Genomic DNA, 19,682 nt, shown 5'->3' on the forward strand with positions numbered 1-19,682 from the left:
ACATCGTTTCTGCAAAAAAACCATGAATTATTTCTTCCGCTTGGGGAGATATAATCATGGTTTTATTGTTTAGAAATTTCTCTCATGATAAATAATTCGTAGATATCGTCGATGCTAGTGGTGAGCTAGCTATATACTTTCTTTTGCATACTCACGCATCCTAAGTATATCCTCAAATTGCAGTCGATTGCCTCGCGCTTGAATCAATAATCGCAATGCTTCCATCTGATCATGAAGTTCTCGATTGAATGGAGGTATTTGTGAATCTTTAACTTTGATCTTGGCGTAATTCGTACGGACTAGTCGTATATCTAAACCGCGCAGCATAGCCATCATGTATGCTTGACTTGGAACAACTAAATTTGACGGATTTATTAACTCGCAAGCACTTCGGGTCATGGCATGAGGGGTTTCTTCAAGCGAGCTAGAGCCAAGTTCTGGTCTCCCAAGACAATAGTTAATAAATTCATTTGTTACTTCTAGCATATTTCTTTGATAAAATGGTTTAACCTGTGCCTTAAGCCCATTATCATTCAGAACAATATCTGCACCGTTCGTAATTTCCATCAAATAAGGAAGTAATTTTTTCGCAGGGACTACAGATTTGCCATCTAAGAACAAGAGAATATCGCTTTTAGCTAATCTAGCCCCTACTGTACGCGATGATTCGGGAATGTGCGGTTCATTATTATAAATTTGCGCTATGGCTGAGCTCTGACGAATAACTTGAGTCAACTGTTCGTTGCTTCCACTGACAATACAAATAATTTGATGTAAGGGCAGCTTAGCCAGTTGTATAAGCTGCTTATATGCAAGCTTTTCATCCATTTGCATCGATATAATCACACCAACGGTTTTATTCGTAGGAATCAGCATGAAATCTTCTTGGGGAATAATACCTGCTCGGTAGTAACCTTGGATATATCCTCTAGCTGCTGCATAATAAGGGGATAATAGATGCTTGGGCATACCTGAACTTTGCAATCGCAAAACCCATAATCGGTTCACATGAAAAAGAAGGTCATGCTTATCTATAGCTACCGACTTATCATTATACGCATCAGCTAATCCTTGGTTAAACCCCCATTTTCGCCACTTGATGCTTGCAGGGACTGTATTTTGTTTCTTTCTATTCCCCATAATTTCACCTCACAATGGTACGAAGATGATCCTGTTGATTAGCTCTGGATTAATTTGCTGAATGAGTAAGCACCCAATGGATAGCTTCAATATGATCGCCAACGATCATTTTTCCTATTGGATCATTTGGTCTAGTCTTGCGTCGCAATGGATTTTTACTGCCGACATTAATTACTTTCAAAGCCTTAACTCTTAGCCCTTTCTGAATCGCTATAGCTTGCGCTTTAGGTGGTACGCTGAGTGCTTCAAAGCCTATTGCCTCGACAGCATTTCTAGATAATGCATGTGGAATTGCAGTCATCGATGCCCCTTTCAAATCAGGACGCATCAGCAAATAATTCAGAGAATGTTTTGCTAAAACCACTTTATGCACTTTTTTACATTTAACAGGACCTGAGTATCCATTAAGCGCTACATCTACTCCTTGTTCTACCGCTGCAATAAGCGGCTTCATCTGTTTAGCAGGGATCACGATATCTCCATCTGTAAATAAAAGGATCGAGCCCTGGGCAGCTCTTGCACCAATGCTACGACCGACATCATGGCCTAACAGATGATCAAAAGCAATAACTTTTGCTCCCATATTTCTCGCTATTTGCAAAGAGCCATCCGTTGTACCATTCGATACGACGATGACTTCCACATGTTTATGCACATTGTAAGCTTCAATAATAACCGAAGCTATCGTTTTGCGTTCATTAAAAATCGGGATAATAACGGACACCTTAGGTTGTTTTGCATTCGTATAGGGTTTCATGATGAATGCCTCCTCTAATTAATGTATTCTATGAGCATTCTGCAGGCGGGGCAGGGCATGAGCTGAAAAGCTTGGGAAAAAGGCTCATCTTGGCTAAAAATAAAACAAAACCATCCCCCTAATATTACGGAGATGGTTACTGGACTCATTCAAACGAGAGCTTTTGAACCTCTCATGACTAAAGTCACGAGATTCTTGGGAAGAGAGCGTACTTGCCAGCGTATTTTTTGCGAGCAGCGGTTTCTCTTATTTACCAAGCTATCCCCGTAGTCCCTACGGTTCTTGTTTCTAGCCATTATGCTAATGCGTGTAATCTTAGACCTTCGGTCAAAATGTTTATACTAGCGTTAATATCACGGTCATGATGAGTGCGACAAATAGAACAAGTCCAATCTCGAATTTCAAGGGATTTTTTTCCGTCTTTATGTCCGCACTCAGAGCAAATTTGACTAGACGGAAAACACTGATCTACTTTGATGATTTCACGTCCGTACCAGTCAGCTTTGTACTGTAATTTTGTGACAAAACTAGACCAAGATACGTCTGAGATACTTTTTGCTAATTTATGATTGCGCAACATACCTTTTGTGTTTAAGTCTTCGATACAGATTATATCGTGGTTTTTGATAATCTCTGTACTCAACTTATTCAGGTAGTCAGTACGTTGATTCAATACCTTTTCGTGCAAGCTAGCAACTTCACGTTTTTGATTTTGGTAGTTTTTTGCTTCAAACAGAAGTATCCCCTTCTTTTTGGCGATCAAAGCACGTCTGGACAACTTCCGTTGTTCTCGTTTTAGTTTCTTTTCCATTTTGGAAGTGAATTTATGATTGTCTATTTTGCGACCATCTGAAAAAATTGCAAAGTCAGTGATACCAAGGTCAATGCCAATTGCACTAACTGTTTTGGATAGCTTATCAATTTCTTCTTCACAAAGAATAGATACAAAAAATTTGCCACTAGCATTTTTGCGAATCGTTGCGCTTAAAATGCGTCCGCTAGATTCTTGGCTTTTAGCGAATTTCACTAAGCCAAGTTTAGGAAGTTTTAAATACTTTTCTTTTAATTCGATACTGTTGTTCACATTCTTTGTTGTATAGCTTTGAAGAGGATTCTTCTTACTTTTGAATTGGGGTTTATGATTTTGCTTCTTGAAAAAGCGAGAGAAGGAATCTGCAAGATGTTGAAGAGAAGATTGAATGGCAATACTATCCGCCTCCTTGAGCCAGTGAGTAGCTTCATCTTTTTTCATTTTTGGTAACATAGCGGAACAAGCATGATAAGACAATCCTTTTCCGGATTTGGAGTATTCTTCGTTCCATAAATTCAAAAAATGATTATAGACAAATCTGGAACAACCCATCGTTTTAGCGATTAAAATTTCTTGTTCTTGATTGGGATAGACTCTAAATTTATAGGCTTTGTGACGTAGTATTGCATTCACCTCATTTCTTCTTCTGATTGTGTCTGATTGTGAATGTATTTACGAACAAAAAAATGCCTATAGGAAAATTTTAACATATGTGCATCGTTAAATCTATTTCTAGAGGTATTAAAGCTTATATTCAACCTAACAAATGTCGGTTGATTAACATAGCTGAAGCTATGCTGCAACCGAAGCCGATTCATCTACACGACTAAAGTCGCGAGTATTCTCGGCAATTTGATAAAGATGTAGATGGCGCTACTCTGCTGCCATATGGAATTGTTGTAAGACGAACAGTAGAAGCCACTCCATCTCTAATAACGTTAAGTTGAATAGCTTGATTCGGAGCTTCCGTAATCATTCTCTCAAAATCGTCATAACAAGTAATAGACACATCATTTAATGAAAGAATTAGATCCTCTTCCTTGAGCAATCCATATGCAGGAGTATCAGCGATAACTTGTACAACTTTAATGGCGGTACGATCTTCATAGTTCACGGTGCAATGATTCATGCCAATCCAGCTCTGCCAGAACGTATGACGAATATCACCTGTCTCTTCCAGTACACTCTTAAAGTTGCGCATGAATTGATACGTTCCGAACATCATATTCTCCATTTGCATAAACCCAATATCACCAGCCCACAGACCTGTGTATTCAATCGTAACGATACTGGATTGAGCCTGCGATTCAATGCTCCAGATCGTCAGCTGCTTATCGCTTCCCTCAAGCACGAGACGCTTGTTCACTTCAATTTCAGTAATAATCCCGTCATAGGTAACATTCCAACCATAATCCAAGTACATTCGTCCACCAACTACGAGATCAATCTCGCAACTCTTCGTCTCCCATTGATTACGTATCGAAGGAATAGTCAAAGCTTGCCACACCTTCTCAGGTGAAGCTTGAATTTCAATGCTTTTCTTAACACTTGTAATCTCTTTCATTGATCATCATCCTTTTCCAAAAATAGTTTTAAGTTTACTAGTTTTTGTTCTAATATTGCGCCCAGCTCTTGCTGCAAGTTCGAGTAACTGTTACGAAATACCGATTGATTCAGTCGATAGAAGCAATACCTACCTGATCTTCTTTCTTCCAATAATCCTTCTTCTTTGAGGATCGTCAGATGTTTAATAATTGCAGGCTGGGATATCGTAAAAACACTTACAATCTCTGATTGCGTACATTCCTTCTGTGCTGTCATCAGTAAAATTTGCCTTCTAATCGGATCAGCAATTGCACGATAAATATCCGTCATAGTGCCTCCCTTTAAATATAACCTTTTGGTTATATGAATAAATTATCACGTCTTTTGCATTAGGTCAATATATATTTTAATTTTTCAAAAAAATAAAAAAAGGATGTTCTCAAGTCCAGTAGACTCTAAAGCATCCTTTGCAGTCTTTCGTTTTTAAATGACTCGAAATGAGCCCGTTCCGTAAGTCCCTAGTTGACCTTGTTCATCTGTTACACTGCCAGACACCGTAAGTGATTTGCGTGATTGATGGATGACTTCTGCGGTAGCATATATGGTGCCTAGCTTCAAAGGAGCAACAAAATGCACATTTAAGTTCGATGTCACCATCTTCTCTCCTGGACGTGTCAACAAAGCTGAAATGCCCATCGCATTATCGAGCATTGTTGTGGAAACACCACCATGGACAATCCCAATTGGATTGAGATGGTGAGGTTTAATTTCCAGGCTAATCACTACTTTATTCGATTCAAGACTATGCAGCTTACAACCAAGGAAGTCCCAGAACGTTCCTTTGGCGCGATCTTCTAAATGCTTAAACATGGCTGGATCAAATTGTATTTCTTCCGACATACGCTAGCTCCATTCCTAAAGTTTGGTTTCATTCACCTAGATGTATTATAGCATGCTACTCAGACTTTACATTACAATCCTCTACCCAAGCTATTGGAATAGATTCCTGCGGATGAGCTATTATGATCCTACCTTGAATCAAGAGCTTTGCGACTTCTGTAGCTCCTCTTCAAGCAGCTTTCGGCGTAATACTTTACCTACTAATGTCTTCGGCAGTGAATCTCGGAATTCATAGCTGCGTGGCACTTTGAATGCGGCAAGTCGTTCTCGACACCATGCATTAAGCTCCTTATCTGTTACAGCTGCTCCTTCTCTTAGCACGATATAAGCTTTGACCGTCTCACCTCGATAGGCATCAGGAATTCCTACGATCACAACTTCCTTAACGGCAGGATGCTGATATAACACTTCTTCAACTTCTCGTGGATAAATATTAAATCCGCCTGCTATAATCATATCCTTCTTGCGATCCACAATCGTAAAATAGCCATCCTCATCCATAGTTGCCATATCCCCTGTATATAACCAACCGTCACGGAGCGTCTTCGCCGTCTCATCCGCTCGATTCCAGTAACCAATCATCACCTGTGGTCCCCGAATGACAAGTTCGCCAATTTGCCCGACAGGCATTTCCTCACCTGTGTCAGAATCGACTACCTTGGCATCTGTATCCGGCAGTGGGATTCCAATCGTTCCATTACGACGTTCCTCCCATATCGGGTTTACATGCGTTACAGGCGAACATTCGGTAAGTCCGTAGCCTTCGATCAGTTTACCACCAGTTAACTCTTCGAACTTCTCTTGCACTTCAAGCGGAAGTGCAGCAGCACCGCTTACGCAAGCCTTAATCGAAGATAAATCGTATTCCTTGATGCGAGGATGATTAATAAGTCCGATATACATCGTTGGTGCGCCTGGGAATAACGTACCCTTCTGTTTCGAAATCGCTTTCAAAATAGCTTCTGCGTCAAATTTAGGAATAAGCACCATCAGGCCAGCCGTCATTACAGCTTGATTCATGAACACCGTCATACCAAATACATGGAATGTCGGAAGAACGCCTATAAAAACTTCTTCCGCTTCCTTCAGCTTGTACACCCACTTAACGATCTGTATCGTATTCGCGTTCATATTATGATGAGTCAGCATAACGCCTTTGGACAAGCCAGTCGTGCCACCCGTATATTGCAGCAGCGCAAGGTCATTCTTCGCATCAATCTTGACGAATAACGGTTGATTCGACGCAGCATGAAGCGCTTTTTTATAGGAAATCACGGAAGAGTTATACGTAACAGATAAATCGGACCCTTCCTTCTTGGCCTTTATCGGATACAGCAGGTTGATCGGGAAAGGCAAATAGTCTTTGATCGATGTAACGAGTAAATGTTTAATTCGGGTCTTGCTCTGTACTTTAATTACCTTATGATGAAGCTGGTCTAGGGTAACAATGGTTTCTGCACCTGAATCCATCAATTGATACTCAAGCTCACGCTCGGTATACATCGGATTCGTCTGTACCACGACCGCTCCAATATGGAGCGCGCCGTAGTAAGAGATTACTGCTTGGGGGCAATTCGGGAGCATCAAGGCAATACGATCACCCTTATTAATCCCAAGACCTTGAAGCACATGTGCAAAACGATAGCTGGCATCAAGCAGCTGTGCGTAAGTCATTGTTTTTCCCATAAAATAGATTGCGTCTTTATTCGGATATTTGTGGGCCGATTGAACTAAATAGTGTGCCATATTATCGTTGGGATATTCGTAGCTGGAAGCAACTTGCGCTGGGTAATGCTTAAGCCATCGCCTTTCCGTATGCATATCATCATCCCTTTCAATCGTATCAGTACAGAATTAAACGATATATTTTTCTGCTTGAATGACACGTGCGGCAATTTCACGTTTCAAAGCGATAGCGTCAACTGGCGTACTCTTCGTTAACTTCTTCAAGATCGATAATTGGGTGCGCAGTGTATCTCCGCTTTCTATTGCGGACAATGTTTCCTTCGCCCACTCACCGATTTTGCTGAATGCTTCATTTACGAATACGGCCGTCATTTGAATCGCATTCTTCGCTTTATCCTCACCTGAACGTTTCATCATTTTCTGCGTACGAAGCAGGGCGCTTTCCATCGCATAGATTTGAATCATCATATCAGACATATTGCTTAGAACCTCTTGCTCTTTCTCAAGGCTCATACCATATTTCTGAACGGCAAGGCCGCCGACCATCAAGAATATTTTCTTGGCATTACCTAGCAAATGAACTTCCCCAGCAAGTGCGGAATCATCTGATGCGCTTGGGATAATTTGCATCAATTCACTTTGCAAAGCCATCGTTTTCTGCATCAAAGGCAACTCGCCCTTCATCGCTTTCTTCAGTAAGGAGCCTGGGATGAGCAGACGGTTAATTTCATTCGTTCCTTCAAAAATACGATTAATCCGTGAATCACGATAAATACGCTCGATTTTATATTCTTGCGTAAATCCGTAGCCTCCATGAATTTGCACGCCTTCATCTGCCACAAAATCAAGCCCTTCGGAAGCAAATACCTTATTAAGCGAGCATTCGATCATATATTCTGCAATTTGCTTAAGAGATTGCTTGGACGCTTCAGGACTTGTATGATCGATATCTTTAAGACCTTGTTCAATTAGACCCGAAGTACGGTAGACAACACTCTCCGTTACGTAAGTAATCACATTCATATCCGCAAGCTTCTTTCCGATAAGCGGGAAGGAAGATAACGGAGTGCCAAACTGTGTTCTTGTATTGGCATATTTTACACTAAGCTCCAGTGCTTCTTTCTCAGCACCTAAGCAGCCTGCACCTAATTTAAAACGACCGATGTTCAGAATGTTAAAGGCGATATGATGCCCTTTACCAATCTCACCAAGTAAATTTTCTACTGGTACCTTCATATCTTCAAAGAAGAGTGGGCGAGTGGAGGAGCCTTTAATTCCCATTTTCTTCTCTTCTGGTCCAATTGTAAGACCTGGCATGTCACGTTCTACAATAAAGGTGCTAAAGTCCTTGCCATCAATTTTCGCATACACGATAAATATATCCGCAAATCCAGCATTCGTAATAAATTGCTTGGATCCATTCAGGATATAATGCGTTCCGTCCTCAGATAATTTAGCAGTCGTTTTCGCTCCAAGCGCGTCCGAGCCTGATGTTGGCTCTGTTAAGCAATAAGCTGCAAGCTTAGCGCCTGTTGCAAGGTCTGGGAGATACTTCTCCTTCTGCTCTTTCGTTCCAAAATATACGATTGGCAGCGTGCCGATTCCGACATGTGCTCCAAGTGAAAGGGCAAACGAAGACCCTCTAGCCAATGTTTCATTGATGAGCGTTGCACTGACTTTATCAAGTCCCAGCCCGCCAAACTCCTCCGGCACCTCTGCTCCAAGCAAGCCGATGTCTCCTGCTTGACGAAGCAGTTTTACCGTTAGGTCATAGTCCAATTTCTCAAGCTGCTCATCTACAGGTAATACTTCTGAATCAATAAAATCACGTGTAGTTTCAGCAAACATGCGTTGTTCTTCTGTAAAATCCTCTGGCGTCAGAATCGCATCTGACTCCAAGTCTTCAATTACAAAGCTGCCGCCGACATTTTTAGTTCCTGTAATCATTTATAACCCTCTCCTTAAATGAAATGAATTAGTCTGCAAAAACCTCAAATACACCAGCTGCTCCCATACCGCCACCAATACACATCGATACAACCCCGTATCCACCGCCACGTCTTCTTAGCTCATGAATAAGACTTGCACTAATTTTGGTGCCTGTGCAGCCGAGTGGATGACCTAGCGCAATCGCTCCACCATTCACATTCACAATCTCTTCATCAATTCCAAGCTCACGAATAATTTGAATACATTGAGAGGCAAAAGCTTCGTTAATTTCGAACAGTTTCACATCATCAAGCGTAATGCCTGCCATCTGCAAGGCTTTGGGAATTGCTTTGATTGGACCTACTCCCATTATTTCCGGATCAACACCCGCTACAGCAAAGGATCGAAAAGCCGCAAGCGGTTTAAGACCAAGCTCTTCCGCTTTTTCTCTGCTCATCAGAACAGCAGCAGCCGCCCCATCGCTCATCTGTGAGGCATTTCCTGCTGTAACGGATCCATTGATTGAAAACGCAGGCTTGAGTTTGCCTAGTCCTTCGACCGATGTATCTGGACGAACACCTTCATCCTTATCAAATACGAACTTCTTCTCCCAGAACTTGCCGTTGTCGTCTACCCCTCTGAACGAAGTAGCAACTGGCACGATCTCATCCTTAAATTTGTCTTCGGCTAGGGCAATAGCTGCCTTGCAATGACTGTTCGTCGCAAATCGATCCTGATCCTCACGACTAACGCCGAAGCGGTTCGCTACGTTCTCAGCCGTATTTCCCATTGCCATGTAGACTTCTGGCATGGATTCGATAATTCCTGGATGTGGTGATGGCTTAAAGCCTGTCATCGGAACATGGCTCATGCTCTCTACCCCGCCAGCGATTATGACATCTGCGGTACCAAGCATAATACGCTCTGCTGCATAGGCAATGGCTTGCAATCCAGAAGAACAGAAGCGATTCACCGTGATTGCAGGAACCGTTACCGGAAACCCTGCATACAGAGTCATAGTTCTTGCAAAGTTAAGCCCCTGCTCGCCTTCAGGCATCGCACAGCCAATGATGACATCCTCTACATCTTCCTTGCGAAGTCCTGGTGCTCTTGCAATCACTTCCTCTAATACGACCTTGCCTAAATCCTCCGCACGTGTCTGCGACAAGCTGCCTTTCTTCGCTTTGCCGACAGGCGTTCTGGCGATTGATACGATTACAGCCTCTTTCATGAATGTTCACCTCTCTAAGAATTATTTAGTTGCGAACTGCCTTACCTGTCGTTAGTAAGCTTTGCATGCGCTGCTGCGTCTTCGGTTCACCGCATAAGCTCATGAAGGCTTCACGTTCAAGATCAAGCATATATTGCTCTGTCACATACGTTCCTGCCGGCACATTGCCCCCCGCAAGCACATGCGCTAGTTTACCTGCAATCAATTGATCATGCTTACTGATATATCCGCCTTGGCGCATAGTGTAAGCTGCTGTTTGTAAGATAGCTTTTCCCGTATCACCTACAACACGTATCTTCTCAGGAAGCTGTACCTTATAACCTGCTGCATCCATGCGCAGGACGGCCTGCTTCGCTTCGTAAACACGATAATCTTGATTCACAACAACAAAATCACCTGATCTCATAAAACCAAGACGCTTCGTATCATGTCCGCTTGTCGATACTTTTGCCATCCCAATCGTTTCAAAATATTGATTCATCAACGGCTGAAGATCATGCTCTGGATTCGGCAAATGCTTGCTCGCCATCAATGCAACTTCCTTACAGCCACCACCTGCAGGAATTAACCCAACCCCTACTTCAACAAGACCAAAATACGTTTCCGCTGAAAAAGCAATTTGATCGGCTGGCAAGCAAGCTTCTACGCCACCGCCTAATGTCATGCTATGTGGAGCTGCAACGACCGGTTTCTCGAACCATTTGAGCTTCATCATCGTATCTTGGAACGTTTTGATAATATGGTTCACTTCATCCCACTCATCATCTTGAATCTCCATCAAGAGCAGCATTAAGTTCGCACCTACGCAGAAATGCCTGCCTTCGTTAGCCAGAACGAGTCCACGATAATTATTCCGAACCTCATCGACGCTTCTAGAGATCATCGATAAAATATCTTCACCAATCGCATTATTATTGGAATGGAACTCCAAGCATGCAATATCATCGCCAATATCAATCAAACTAGCTCCGCTATTGGAGATGATTACTTTATTCTGCTCCTTAAGCGACTTTAGCGAAATAATCTCAGGCTTTGACTCGATGCCCTTGTATTTGCCCTCTGAATAATAAAATGTTGATCCAGGCTCGCTCTTATAGAAGCTTGTATGACCGTTCGCAATCCACTCTTTAACCCAGCCTGGAACAAGGTTGCCTTCAGATTCCATACGCTGTACAGATTTCACAAGACCAATGGCATCCCACAGTTCGAAAGGCCCGAGATTCCAATTAAAGCCCCATTTCATTGCATTATCGATTTCTACGATTGAATCAGCAATTTCTCCGAGCAGCTGTGCCGAATAAAGCAAGACAGGTTTAAGCAAATTCCAAGCCAGCTCAGCATAACGATCATTTGCGCTAATCAGTGCCTTCACTTTCGCAGCCGTTCCTTTGGCAGCCTTGGATGCTTCTAATGAAGCGGAGGAAACCTTTTTCGTCGGTGCATATTCAAGTGTCGCTAGATTTAATGCAAGAATCTGCTTGCCTGACTCATCCTTCACTTTCTTGTAAAAGCCTTGACCGTTCTTCTCACCCGTCCAGCCTCGCGCAACCATCTCACGAAGCACATCCGGAATGTGGAAAATCTTCTTCTCTTCCTCTGTGTTCACATGATCGTAGACGTTCTGTGCTACATGGACGAACGTATCCAGTCCCACAAGATCAAGCGTACGGAATGTTGCACTCTTCGGTCTGCCCATCGCAGGTCCCGTAACGGCTTCAATCTCCTCAACGGTGTAGCCCTTCTCCAGCATCTCGCTCAGAGTTGCCATTAAACCGTACGTACCAATTCGATTGGCGATAAAGTTCGGTGTGTCCTTGGCTATTACGACGCCTTTGCCAAGGATTTTTTCGCAAAATTCAGACATATATTGAACGACTTCAGCGTTTGTCTGCTCGCCTGGAATGATTTCAAGCAATTTCATATAACGAGGTGGATTAAAGAAATGAGTTCCTAAGAAATGCGCTTTAAACGCATCGCTGCGATCACTGACCATTTCATTGATTGATATGCCCGATGTGTTCGAGCTGACAATCGTGCCTGGTGTCCAAACCGACTCAATTGTAGCTAATAAAGATTTCTTCACATCCAGACGCTCCACAACCACTTCAATGATCCAATCCACTTTAGCTAATTCGCCTAAGTGATCCTCTAAGTTGCCTGGTGTAATTCGATCTGCAAAAACTTCACTATAAAGCGGAGCCGGATTCGTCTTTTTCAATTTGGCGATAGCGCCTGTTGCCAGCTTATTGCGAACCTTCGGGTGTTGGAGCGATAAACCTGCCGCTCCTTCCTCTGCTGTTAAGCTATTCGGCACGATATCAAGCAGCCAGCAAGAAATTCCTACGCCTGCTAAATGTGCCGCAATCGCAGAGCCCATAACACCTGAGCCAATAACCGCTGCGGTTCGAATCTTTTTGTGCATTGTAAAACCCTCCTATGAAACTTATTTTTGATAAAAGGCCAAAATCTGATTCTAATTCATAGCAACTGGTTCTTTATTCGCGATTCCGAAAACAGATACTTCCAGAATTTCTGCGATATCTCTTGCCTTAACAGACTCCTCTACTTCCTTCATCTTGGTTCCATCTTCAAGCATCGTTAGACAATACGGACATGCGGAGCTAATCACAGTTGGCTTAACTTCAAGTGCTTGCTCGGTACGTGCTAAATTCACGCGTTTGCCTGCCGTTTCTTCCATCCACATCATGCCGCCTCCTGCTCCACAGCACATACCATTGGAGCGTGAACGCTGCATCTCAATCAGTTCAACTCCAGGGATGGCTTGTAGAATATTGCGAGGCTGATCATAGACATTGTTGTAGCGTCCAAGATAACAGGAATCATGATAGGTAATGCGTTCGACTACTTCATGCTGCGGCATTAGCCTGCCTTCCTGTATGAGTTGATCAAGAAGCTCAGTATGGTGAAGAACTTCTGCCTCTAGACCGAACTCTGGATACTCATTCTTGAACGTATTGAATGTATGTGGACATGCCGTAACGATTCGCTTCACCTTATATTTCTGAAATATCTGAATATTATCTGCGCAAAGCTGCTGAAATAGCATCTCATTTCCCATTCTGCGAGGTGTATCGCCTGAATTCTTCTCCTCGTTGCCGAGAATGGCAAAATTAACATCCGCTTCATTCAGGAGTCTGACAAGTGCTCGCGTAATTTTACGACTGCGATTATCGTATGAGCCCATCGATCCGATGAATAATAAGTATTCAAAATCGGGATTCTCTTTGACTGTTGGGACAGATAGTTCACCATCTGGATCAACCTCCTGTACCCATTTCACACGATCATTGCGCGAGATTCCCCAAGGGTTGCTTTGTCGTTCGATGTTTTGCAGCGCACGCTGACCATCATGCGGCATACTGCCTTGCATCAGGACAAGGTGTCTGCGCAAATCAATAATTTTATCTACATGCTCATTATCCACAGGGCATTGATCCTCGCAATTGCGGCAAGTGGTGCAGGACCATATTTCATCCTCGGTTATCACATCGCCAATAAGCTCTAACTCAGTAACAGAACGCTTATCCACGCTCCAACCATACTTCTGTGCATGCATCGTGTGCTCAATGTTCGTAATCGACGAATCATTCCACTGCAGCAATCGCCCGGCTGAATCAGGCTGCATGACATGCGACCCTTCTTGACCTCCGAAAGCAAATGCAGGAACCCACGGGGACTTGCTCGTAATGGCGGCCCCTTTCTCCATCAGATGATCACGCAGCTTGACAATCAAATGCATTGGCGAGAGCAGTTTGCCTGTATTCGATGCTGGGCAAACATTCGTACAGCGACCGCATTCTACGCAAGCATAGAAATCTAGCATTTGCTTCTGGGTATAATCCTCTATTTTGCCAACTCCGAAGGATTCCGCTTCTTCATCCTCCAAGTCCAGCTTATGCAGTTTGCCAACAGGCTCAGTTCGTTTGAGAAGAATATTGATTGGACCTGTAATGAGGTGAAAATGCTTGGATTGCGGAACATAAACAAGGAAAGATAGTAAGATCAGGAGGTGCGCCCACCACGATATCTGGAACAGAACCTCTGCGGTGCCATGTGAGAGCCCGCTAAATCCTGATGCAAGCAAAGAAGAAATTGGCGCGTACCAAGACGCCTGCATATCCTCCTTCACACGTTCAAACCCTAAACTGAAAATGACTGAAAGCATCAGAAAAAAGATAAAGAACACGACGATACTCGGCTTCCAGCCTCGCTTGAGGCGTCGCAGCTTCTCCACATATCGCCTGTACGTTGCATACAGCATAGCGACCAGAATCAAAGCAACCGTCGTCTCCTGCAAGAGACTGAACGCAGCATATCCTGGAATCGGCAGCCCTCTTCCAATCAGCCCTTTAAGGATCAAATCAAGAGCACCAAATTGCAAAATAATAAATCCATAAAAAATGAAAATGTGCATAATTCCACTTTTGCGATCTTTAAGCAGCTTTGTCTGACCGAATACTTCGATCAAGAAGGTTCGGATCCTTGCTGACAGCTGTTTGCGCAGGTTAGATGGTTGCCCGAGCTTTAAATACAAGTACCGATGATACACCGCTAGGACAAATGCATACACGAACGCACCTGTTACAGCAAGAAAAAGGAGAAATTGAATCCATGCAGTGAACATTTGATTTGCGTAGCCCCTTTCTCATTTTAATACATGTAAAGCGCTTACATCCCCTGCTTCCTTCGTGCTTTAAACAGAAGATTGACAACGTTATTAATGTATTTTATGATGTTTGTAGAAAATGAATGACCATTCATTCATAACTTATTCACATTCTAACACCGAGGTGATGACGTGACAAGTGGCAAAAAGACAGAAAAATACAAATTAATTTTGGATGCAGCAGTCAAGGTATTTGCCGCACATGGTTTTCATAAAGCTCAAGTATCCAAAATTGCCAAGGAAGCAGGCGTTGCGGACGGCACCATATATTTATATTTTAAAAACAAGGAAGATATCCTTATTTGTTTGTTTAAAGAAAAACTTGGGGAGCTCGTGGAAAAATTTCATTTGAGCATCGAGCAAACAACCAATGCCAAGGATGCGCTCCGCAGAGTATGCGAAATCCATTATGGTGAGCTTGAAGCGCAAGTCGATCTCGCATTCGTTACCCAAATTGAATTAAGACAAAGCTCACTTGAGCTACGTAAAGAGATTGGAAAAGCCGTTAAGCCATATATTGTATTAATCGAACAATTGCTCCTTCAAGGAATGGAAGAAAAGCTGTTCCGTCAAGACCTCGATGTAAAATTAGTTAGACAGCTGCTATTTGGCGGTCTGGATGAAGTCGTTACCTCTTGGCTGATTGCAGGTCGTAAGTATTCGTTGTCGGCGCAAATCGAAGGTACAATCAATTTTTACTTAAATGGGATTAAGGCTTAACCAAGCAGCAACGCAACCTGATGTTAGAAATTGAAACTAAGGGTTGTGCTGCGAAAAATTATTCGAATATTCAATCATTAACTATTTAGGAGGACTCATTCGATGGAAATCTATGTACTATTAAAGCAAACTTTTGACACCGAAGAGAAAATCGTCATTCAGCAAGGCGCTATTTCGGAGGACGGCGTAAAGTTCGTTATCAATCCATATGATGAATATGCGGTTGAGCAGGCGATTCAATTCCGTGATGAACATGGCGGCAAAATAACCGTTCTAGCTGTAGGACCTGAACGGATGGCAGAGGCACTTCGTACAGCTCTTGCAATGGGTGCTGACGAAGCTGTATTGATCAATGACGATCGTATTACGAGCGACGAATATGCTGTTGCACACGTCATTCATCTTTATTTGTCCGATAAATCCTATGATTTAATTCTTGGAGGCAGCTTTTCCGTAGATAATGGCGCAGGCCAAGTGACGATTCGTATTGCTAAGCTGCTAGGCATCCCGCATGTATCTACCGTGACCAAGCTGGAGCTGGCAGGCAATCAAGTCGTTGCTTATCGTGATTCTGAAGGAGATTTGGAAGTATCTGAGCTATCGCTTCCAGCCCTATTCACTGCACAACAGGGCCTTAATGAGCCTCGCTACCCTTCCCTTCCAGGCATTATGAAGGCGAAGAAGAAGCCATTTAAGGAGCTTAACTTGGATGACCTAGGGATTAGCGAGTTAGTGTCCAGAACAGTCCGTACAGAATTGTTCTTGCCTGATGCACGCAAGGCAGGTCAAATCCTGAAGGGTGAACCAGGCGATCAAGTAAAAGAGCTCGTAAGCTTGCTTCGAAATGAAGCGAAGGTTATTTAATTGTTGAGGAGATGAATAGCGATGAGCAAAATATTATTAATCGTGGCAGAAGCTAAAGCTGGCAAGCTTCGCCAAGTTACATTTGAGACAATCGGAGCAGCCAGAACAATCGCCGATGAAGGCGATCGCTTGCAGGCGGTTGTGATTGGCTCAGGGATAAGTGGATTAACTAACGAGCTTGCAGCATACGGGCTTGACCATATTTATGTCATAGACGATGCTAGTCTCGAGCACTACAACCCTGAAGCTTATTATGCAGCAATAAGCGAAGTGCTTCGCACAGCGAGGCCTAACGCTGTGCTGCTCGGACATACGGCGATGGGCAAGGACCTGGCCCCGCAGATTGCGACTGCGCTTGGGGCAGGTCAAGTGTCCGACGTCATCGCCGTGAGCAAAGAAGCTTCGGGCGTTTCGTTTACACGCCCGATCTATGCCGGCAAAGCGTTTGAGAAACGCGCATTTGCCGGCAGCAGCCCTTGGGTCGTAACATTCCGACCCAACAATATTGCAGCGCCTGCGGCTGATGGCGCAGGCACGACGGCGACTACAGCGCTCGAGGCGCCAGCTCCATCCCTTCGCTCGGTGATTAAAGAGGTCGTCAAGAAGACCTCTGGCAAGATCGACCTGACGGAAGCGAAGGTGGTTGTCTCTGGCGGGCGCGGAGTGAAGAGCGCTGATGGCTTTGCACCGCTCGAAGAGCTAGCGAACGTGCTAGGCGGTGCAGTTGGCGCTTCGCGTGGCGCATGCGATGCAGGTTATTGTGATTATGGACTTCAGATTGGCCAGACAGGTAAAGTGGTGACACCTGAGATTTATATCGCATGCGGCATTAGTGGAGCGATTCAGCATCTTGCTGGCATGAGCGGCTCAAGAGTCATCATAGCGATCAACAAGGACCCTGAAGCTCCAATTTTCAAAGTTGCGGATTATGGAATTGTCGGCGATCTATTTGAGGTCGTGCCTTTATTAACGCAAGAGTTCAAGCAGCTTCTCTAACGAACGATTGCAATCGATTCAATAGGATATAAAAGGGGTATCCCTTGTCTAGACAACCGTTCTAGAACATTGGATACCCCTTTAATTCACTTATAGTAAATACTTCGCACCATCGATAAGACCTTGGTCGAAGCCTTTCTTATAACCAGTTTGATACCCCTCCTCAAATTCTCTCCTATTCTTGTGGAGACGCTCCTGATTAAATACCAATATTCCCCTGTTTATGTTTTGATCTTTCTTTGACCTCTGTTTCGCACTATGAAGTCTAATAGCCTTGAAGCGCTTCTTAGCGTGCAACAGCTTATCTTGCTTGCTTGTTTTACGTTTACGCATCGTAATCAGTGCCTCCTGCAGGGTATAATCATAGTTCTTGTAGAAATTTTTATTCGCTAAGAAATCTCTTTCAAAGCAGTTACCTTAAGCAGCTGGTTAATCCTGTGTTTAAACGTATGGTCCTTTAAGGTTCGGCTATAGCCTCGATAGGCAATATGCGAGCGTTCTCTATCGTGCTTAAGATAGTACTCCGCTTTGCGAATGAATTCAGTTGGAGAATTATAAGTTTCTATCTCTTTCCCTACAGCATATAAATCATGCAAGTCATCTCTTGCATCAGATAATTGGAAGGCTGCGCAGCTATTAATTTCGAAGGTTCTTAGATTGGCAGAGCTTCCTCGAATATCTGCACTAATGCGAGTATCGACTAGATCTTCGGATTCCGGATGAAAATTAACGACAATTTTGGCGCCATTATAATATTTAATCGTTTCCTCAATCGGCATCCAATTGGGATGAATCTGCTTAGATAGTAATGGATACTGCTCAAGCTGATCCCAATGCGCTCCAATAATCATAACTTTTTTGCTCGCCAGATAAGGAGCTATAGCGTTGAAGAAATCGAACCGATTCGGAATTGCATTGCCCACAAAACAGATATCACTCCTATATTTCTCATCAACCTCAAATGGTCGATACAAGTTATTGCAAACAGCATAAGGTAAATAATGAACTTCCTTACAGCCTATGGATTTAAATAACTGAACATAAGAATATTCATGCGTAAACACATAATCAAAATGAGTTCCAATCCTGCTAGTATAATCCGTATCATATAGTTCATCTGTAAACCAGATTGCGGTTTTGACTCCTAGCGCTCTTACTGCTTCGATTTGATCCAGACAAGGGAATGCACGCAGACCGCTCATGACAACCACCAAATCCGGATGAACAGACCGAGCGCTCTCAAGTATTTCTTGCTGGCTCCCAATCACAAGCTCAGGAATCAGTCCACGAAAACCATCGATTACACCCGTGTCAGTTGCTTCGAATCCTTGGGGTATTAACAAGACCCTACAATCGTGATCTATGAATTTCGCATGTTTGATTTGATTTCGGATCGTTTCACAACAACCCAACCTATAGCCGATCTGATAACCAGAACAATAGCCTTTTACACTGCTGTTATATTGAATTGGAATTGTGTTTGTCACTTTTATCCCTCCTTTTTAAAGCATATGCGAACCGGTATAAACGTACATGGACGTATAACTACAATGCGTAAAAATCGGCGAATAATTAAAGGCTTTGAGCTAAATAGACAACACAAAAAAGCATACCTGCATCAACAGGTATGCCTTCATGATGTTAAACTAACATTTGGATCCAATTGCGATCCAATTGATGCTACCACTAATTTCAGACGAGATTGTCGCACGTATAATTGAAATAACAGCTCGATCTGCCTCTTTCTGATTAATAATCGCATAACAAGCAGGATGATTTGTCATCGCAACGATGGCGTATTCGATATTAGCAAATGGTTCGTCAAAGATCACTTCAAGATCGGCAGTCTCATCCTCGATACCCATTTGGTAGTCGGCAAATCCAAATTGTTGCAATGCGATTGGCTTGGACTGAACGGTTAGCACAGGCTTAAAGGTTAAATGCTCTTCTCGAATTGAACCTACTGTTAAGTGATCGCTTAAAATAGAGCCATTCTTAATATGGTCTGCACCAATCGAAAGCAATCCCAGCTTATCACCAGTTATTGATTGGTCTTGTAGCTTATCAGATGAGATCGCGCCACTGCTTATATGTTCGCCTCGAATCAATTCTTGAGTCAAGTGTTCTGTGATAATGGATCCTTCACATATATGCTCAGCGTTTACTGCTTCATATGCCAGCTTCTCTCCAGTCACAGCTCCATCCGCAATGTGCTCACAGGTAATCGCATGATCGGTTATTTTTTCACTTGTAACGCTCTTTCCCACTAGATGATAATCTGTAATGGATCCCGGTGATATCCGATCCTTAGTGACTGATCCTTCACTCAAATGCAAGGTCGAGATCGAGAAATGTCTGATTTTTGAACCATCCACACTTCCAATAGCAAGTTTGTCATATGTGACGGATTCATCCT

The 19,682-nt window shown here is 43.2% G+C and carries 17 protein-coding genes; 3 read left to right on the forward strand and 14 right to left on the reverse strand.

Features of this window, described 5'->3' with window-relative positions; genetic code table 11:
- Positions 1–129 precede the first annotated feature (129 nt).
- The 11 genes from E0485_RS21455 to E0485_RS21505 form a co-directional block, all read right to left on the reverse strand.
- Positions 130–1,140: a hypothetical protein gene (locus tag E0485_RS21455; RefSeq protein WP_132420120.1), complete on the reverse strand. Its 1,011-nt coding sequence runs from the start codon at positions 1,138–1,140 to the stop codon at positions 130–132.
- Between the two features lie 49 nt (positions 1,141–1,189).
- Complete coding sequence (locus E0485_RS21460) at positions 1,190–1,897, reverse strand: glycosyltransferase family 2 protein (protein WP_132420121.1); 708 nt, start codon at positions 1,895–1,897, stop codon at positions 1,190–1,192.
- A 295-nt stretch (positions 1,898–2,192) separates the two neighbouring features.
- Positions 2,193–3,332 (reverse strand): IS200/IS605 family element RNA-guided endonuclease TnpB, encoded by a 1,140-nt coding sequence (gene tnpB / locus E0485_RS21465; protein ID WP_132420140.1) that lies wholly within the window; start codon positions 3,330–3,332, stop codon positions 2,193–2,195.
- 202 nt (positions 3,333–3,534) lie between these two features.
- Complete coding sequence (locus E0485_RS21470; RefSeq protein WP_132420122.1) at positions 3,535–4,272, reverse strand: SRPBCC domain-containing protein; 738 nt, start codon at positions 4,270–4,272, stop codon at positions 3,535–3,537.
- Positions 4,269–4,583, reverse strand: a complete 315-nt coding sequence (locus E0485_RS21475) for a metalloregulator ArsR/SmtB family transcription factor (protein ID WP_132420123.1) — start codon at positions 4,581–4,583, stop codon at positions 4,269–4,271. Before E0485_RS21475 ends, E0485_RS21470 begins: the two co-directional genes overlap by 4 nt.
- A gap of 153 nt (positions 4,584–4,736) precedes the next feature.
- Positions 4,737–5,153 (reverse strand): PaaI family thioesterase, encoded by a 417-nt coding sequence (locus E0485_RS21480; protein WP_207911034.1) that lies wholly within the window; start codon positions 5,151–5,153, stop codon positions 4,737–4,739.
- A gap of 138 nt (positions 5,154–5,291) precedes the next feature.
- Complete coding sequence (locus E0485_RS21485) at positions 5,292–6,974, reverse strand: long-chain-fatty-acid--CoA ligase (RefSeq protein WP_132420124.1); 1,683 nt, start codon at positions 6,972–6,974, stop codon at positions 5,292–5,294.
- Between the two features lie 33 nt (positions 6,975–7,007).
- Positions 7,008–8,786, reverse strand: coding sequence for an acyl-CoA dehydrogenase family protein (locus E0485_RS21490; protein WP_132420125.1), 1,779 nt, complete (start codon positions 8,784–8,786; stop codon positions 7,008–7,010).
- A gap of 28 nt (positions 8,787–8,814) precedes the next feature.
- Positions 8,815–9,999 (reverse strand): acetyl-CoA C-acetyltransferase, encoded by a 1,185-nt coding sequence (locus tag E0485_RS21495; RefSeq protein WP_132420126.1) that lies wholly within the window; start codon positions 9,997–9,999, stop codon positions 8,815–8,817.
- A 25-nt stretch (positions 10,000–10,024) separates the two neighbouring features.
- Positions 10,025–12,421: a 3-hydroxyacyl-CoA dehydrogenase/enoyl-CoA hydratase family protein gene (locus tag E0485_RS21500; protein ID WP_132420127.1), complete on the reverse strand. Its 2,397-nt coding sequence runs from the start codon at positions 12,419–12,421 to the stop codon at positions 10,025–10,027.
- A 51-nt stretch (positions 12,422–12,472) separates the two neighbouring features.
- Positions 12,473–14,644, reverse strand: coding sequence for a (Fe-S)-binding protein (locus tag E0485_RS21505; RefSeq protein WP_132420128.1), 2,172 nt, complete (start codon positions 14,642–14,644; stop codon positions 12,473–12,475).
- Between the two features lie 174 nt (positions 14,645–14,818).
- On the opposite strand from E0485_RS21505, the gene E0485_RS21510 reads away from it, so the two are divergent.
- From E0485_RS21510 to E0485_RS21520, 3 genes are all read left to right on the forward strand, one after another.
- Positions 14,819–15,406, forward strand: coding sequence for a TetR/AcrR family transcriptional regulator (locus E0485_RS21510; RefSeq protein ID WP_132420129.1), 588 nt, complete (start codon positions 14,819–14,821; stop codon positions 15,404–15,406).
- Positions 15,407–15,508: 102 nt separating this feature from the next.
- On the forward strand, positions 15,509–16,270 hold the full coding sequence (locus tag E0485_RS21515) for an electron transfer flavoprotein subunit beta/FixA family protein (protein WP_132420130.1): 762 nt from the start codon (positions 15,509–15,511) through the stop codon (positions 16,268–16,270).
- 21 nt (positions 16,271–16,291) lie between these two features.
- Positions 16,292–17,266 (forward strand): electron transfer flavoprotein subunit alpha/FixB family protein, encoded by a 975-nt coding sequence (locus E0485_RS21520; RefSeq protein ID WP_132420131.1) that lies wholly within the window; start codon positions 16,292–16,294, stop codon positions 17,264–17,266.
- A gap of 90 nt (positions 17,267–17,356) precedes the next feature.
- Here E0485_RS21520 and E0485_RS21525 read toward each other — a convergent pair whose 3' ends face one another.
- The 3 genes from E0485_RS21525 to E0485_RS21535 all read right to left on the reverse strand — a co-directional run.
- Entirely contained in the window at positions 17,357–17,599 is a 243-nt protein-coding gene (locus E0485_RS21525; RefSeq protein ID WP_132420132.1) for a hypothetical protein, read from the reverse strand.
- A 56-nt stretch (positions 17,600–17,655) separates the two neighbouring features.
- Positions 17,656–18,753, reverse strand: coding sequence for a CgeB family protein (locus E0485_RS21530; RefSeq protein WP_132420133.1), 1,098 nt, complete (start codon positions 18,751–18,753; stop codon positions 17,656–17,658).
- A 159-nt stretch (positions 18,754–18,912) separates the two neighbouring features.
- Positions 18,913–19,682: WIAG-tail domain (locus tag E0485_RS21535; protein ID WP_132420134.1), on the reverse strand; the 770-nt coding region annotated here is incomplete at its 5' end.

The organism is Paenibacillus albiflavus (assembly GCF_004344915.1).
Lineage (GTDB): Bacteria > Bacillota > Bacilli > Paenibacillales > NBRC-103111 > Paenibacillus_AM > Paenibacillus_AM albiflavus.